This window comes from Hahella sp. HN01 (assembly GCF_018986435.1).
Taxonomy (GTDB): domain Bacteria; phylum Pseudomonadota; class Gammaproteobacteria; order Pseudomonadales; family Oleiphilaceae; genus Hahella.
Window position 1 is genome coordinate 1 of the sequence record NZ_JAHMIN010000092.1, and the last position, 3,735, is coordinate 3,735.

A 3,735-nucleotide genomic window follows, 5' to 3' on the forward strand; every position below is an offset into this window, starting at 1 on the left:
TGACGCTCGCCGCCACGCTGGTGGCCAACACATCCCCGCGCACGGACAGCACAGAGCCGTTCCAGCTTAGGCAGTTATTCGCCGCGCCGGCGTTCAGGGCGAAGTGGCCGTTTCGGTCCATGTAGGTGGTGAAGCGGCTGCCGTTATGAAATCCAAGGTAGTCCGCCGTCAGGTTCAGACCGGGCGTAGCGCTATCGGAAAACCGTTGAGGAATGCCCGACACTTGTCCCCAGTCCGCGCCCTTGGTGGCGCCGTCCTGAATGCCTTGCAGCTTGCCGGCTTCCGCTGCGTTGATGGACGACAACGAGTTGGGACGATCCTGCAGGGCGGAATACCCTTTGCTCCCCGCCGCGATGTTGATCTGACCGAACACTTTGAACGCTTTTTCGGACTGATCCCAGATCGCATAAGAGCCGCTTTGTTCGCTGCCAAGCAAAAGGTCGCCGTTTTCCCTAACCTCGAATATGGGCGCGTTCGCCGCGCTGGCTTCGAGCACGTTGAAATAACCGTCACGCTTGAGCGGACCCAGAATCACTTTGGAGCCGCCGTATTCGCTGACGACATTCCCGCGCACGATCAGGTTGTCGCCGTCGCTCAGTTCGCCCGCCGGGTTGAAGGCCTCCGTCTTGAAACTGAATTCTGGAGTCAATTCGCCGTCGCCGAATTCATCCGCGCCCAGTAACCGGAAATAATAGGTGCTGTCTGGCTGCAAGCCTTCATGGATCACCGGGTTGGTGTAGCCGTCATACACCACGTTATCCGGGCTGGGCGTAAAGCCTTTCACCGTTGATCGGTAGACCTTGATGGATTTGAAATCCGGGTCAGTGATGTCGGTCAGATAGGTGCGCGCCGTGCTGATCCCGGCGACCGTGTTGTTGATGGCGACTTTGGGCGCGGGGTTGGACACGCTGATTAACGCCTCTTCCCCATTTTGGTTTTGCTTGCCTTGTGGCGTCACGCCAATGGTGAACGCCCGGTGGCCGCCATCCTCCAGGTTCTTTTCTCCGGTGTAGGARTAATTCCGCCCGGTGATTTTTTATCAATACGCGTCACAGCGACCACCCTGCTCGTGGTCCAGAAAGATGATCGCACCCCGGTTTTGGTGACGGAGAACGCTCGAAATTGATACTTTGAGCCATCGCTCACGACCTGCAGGGTGAGTTCTGGTGTGGCAGCCCCCAGGTCCGTCCAAGCCCAGTGATTAGCCGGCGCATACTGGACAAAAGCGTGGTTATAGTTGGGATCATCCGGCGGGGTGACGCTGATTTCCAATGTAGAGATATTGCCATCCGGCGTGCGTGGCGTATTGGTCGACTCCGTTACAGTTACAAATTTCGGAACCGCCGCGCTAACCTCATCCAACACGACGGGCGTTTGATAGCCAGAAAGGATCTGCACGCGATGCCAGGACTCCGCCATATTCGGCGCGTCCCCGGTCGCCTTGGTCAGAAAACCGCGCACGGCATTCTCACGCTCCGCGCCAAGGTAATGCCCCACATAGGCGGAAGCGACCGCCTTATCGATCCCCTCAAAAGACGGGTCCCAGGATGCGCCCACGGTATCGTTCTGGTGTTTGCGCCCCTCAATGAAGTAAACCCCGTCTTGAACCGGGCTGACGCCATAGCGCGCTGCGCTGTTGCCCACGGTCACATTGGGCGGGTTGTATTTGCCGTCAATCACATAATACACAGCGCCGGGCGCGCCGCCGGCGCCGCTGCCGGACTTGATGTAGGCTTTAGGGTCCATGTTCCCGCCGATCTGRCGMGGGCTTCCCAATTCCCCATCCTCGCCGCTGGTGTCCACTTGCCCATTTGCGCCYAGGTCRATCCCTCGCGCCACCACCAGCAGACCAGCGCCGCCGTTTCCGCCACGACCGCCCGGGGTCTCTCCCGTGTTACCGCCGTAGCTGTTGACGGCTGCGCCGCCTCCGTGACCGCCATTACCGCGGATATCCGCCGGCAGGCCTTGCAGTTGCCCYTCCGGGTCTACAGACAAATTCAGATAAGCCACGCTATTACGGGAGGGCATGGCGTTTTTGCCGCCACGATTATCGCCGGACTCAAAGCGGCGGCGGTCGCCTGTGCCCAGACCAAAGATAACGCCATCCCCCGCCACCGTGGAACCGATACCCGATAGCGTCACGGTTTGCCCGCCTGCGCCGCCTGCAATCCCGCGCCCTTTGCCATCCAGCTTGCCGTTGATCTGCAGAAACCCTTTGACGCGCAACTGTACGTTACCTGACAGATAGACCGTCACGCCGGCGTCCACGGTTAAATCCCGGTCGCAATGGAAGACGGACTGATACAGGTTGCTTCCGCCACTCAGAGAGATATCGCCGGTGATGCGCATCTGGGTGCTGGTCTCCAACACCTTGCCTGGATAGTTGGCGGCATTGATGGCCACTCCGGTGGAGCTRTACCAYGCATCCGCCAGGGCTGCGCCGTCTTGATCCGGGGGCAAGGCGCCTGCGGGTTGCGAGGAGCCCAGCAAGGAAAGCTTAACCTTCCCTGTCACCCAGTCCGTGGAGATCTGCTGTATTTCAAAATTGCGATCCAGGCGTCCGTCCGCCATCGAGCCGGTGTAATCCTGCACATGCTCCAAATTGACGCGGACAATATCGCCWACCTCCARATCATGGTTGTCCATATCGGCCACCACGTCCATGACCAAAGGAGGCCCAGCGTAGGCGTCGCGGAGCGCGTCGAACTGATGCTTGATSGCGGAATAGGCATGGCGGGAACTGTGCAGGGTTTTAAACTTCAGTTCTTTAAGATCWGAGGGACCATGGGTGGCGATAGAGTCCGGGTCCACCAGGACATTGGCGCGSCGGTATTCTTTTTTATCCGGGTCATAGTGCCAGTGAAGCGCGATCTGGTTAATGACCGCCCCCATGTCGTGACGCAGCGCGCCAACCTTCAACAAGTTCCCGGCATTCAGCTCACGCACATAGGAGCCGCTAGACATAATCGCCGTGCGACGACGCAGCCCCATCTCCCCGTTAGCGTAGATGGGGGCGAACGCGCCCATCATGAGCAGCAATTGCTCCTCGATAAACTTTTTACCGTCTACTTTGGTTTGCCCGCGCACCACCGCCGGCAGACCTTTATCCGCATCAGAGAGATCCCAAAGGTCCGCGCCGATGTTAATAAAATCGGAGGTGCGCACGTATTGCGGATCGACGCCCAAATGCCAGTGGTCTGGATAGCGTTTGCCAGGGTGACCGTAAACATACCCCGTCAGCAATCCATACAACAGCATGGGCGCGGGCTGCTCAATGTACACGTATTCCTCCACCATGGGCGCGTTGTCAGCGGTCATGTCGGAGGTCTTCAGGTAGATAGTCGCCAGATGTTGCGTGCCCAGCACGCCCCAGGTGCATCCCTCAAACGTCGTCTCCGTTTTGCTCTGATAGCGGATGATGCAGCCATTGGGCATCTTGAGATAACCAACCGTCTGACCGGGGGCGTCTGTCACGCCAGAGCCTGGAGGTTGATAAACGGGCTCAAATCCTTCGGTGGAATAAACCAGGAGTCGCTTATTGATCGTGAACGCCGTCCCTCTTAATGCCGTTTTTTTGACATCGAAAATATCCTTACGCAGCGTGCGTTGCACATCCGCGCAACTAAACGAATAAACCCCGTTCAGGATCTCGGCGTTCTCGATGATCTGCGTGGCCACCAGGACAAAGTCTTGCCACTGCAAACCACGCTCGCCGACCCAGACGCGCACGCGTTT

Annotated in this window: 1 protein-coding gene and 1 pseudogene; both read right to left on the minus strand. The window is 58.5% G+C overall.

All coding sequences use genetic code 11. The annotated features are described in order from the left end of the window. The coding region (locus tag KP814_RS32130) for a fibronectin type III domain-containing protein (RefSeq protein ID WP_216740606.1) at positions 1-907 on the minus strand (907 nt) is incomplete at its 3' end. A gap of 47 nt (positions 908-954) precedes the next feature. After that, a pseudogene (locus KP814_RS32135) lies at positions 955-3,735 on the minus strand (hypothetical protein); the annotation flags it as partial.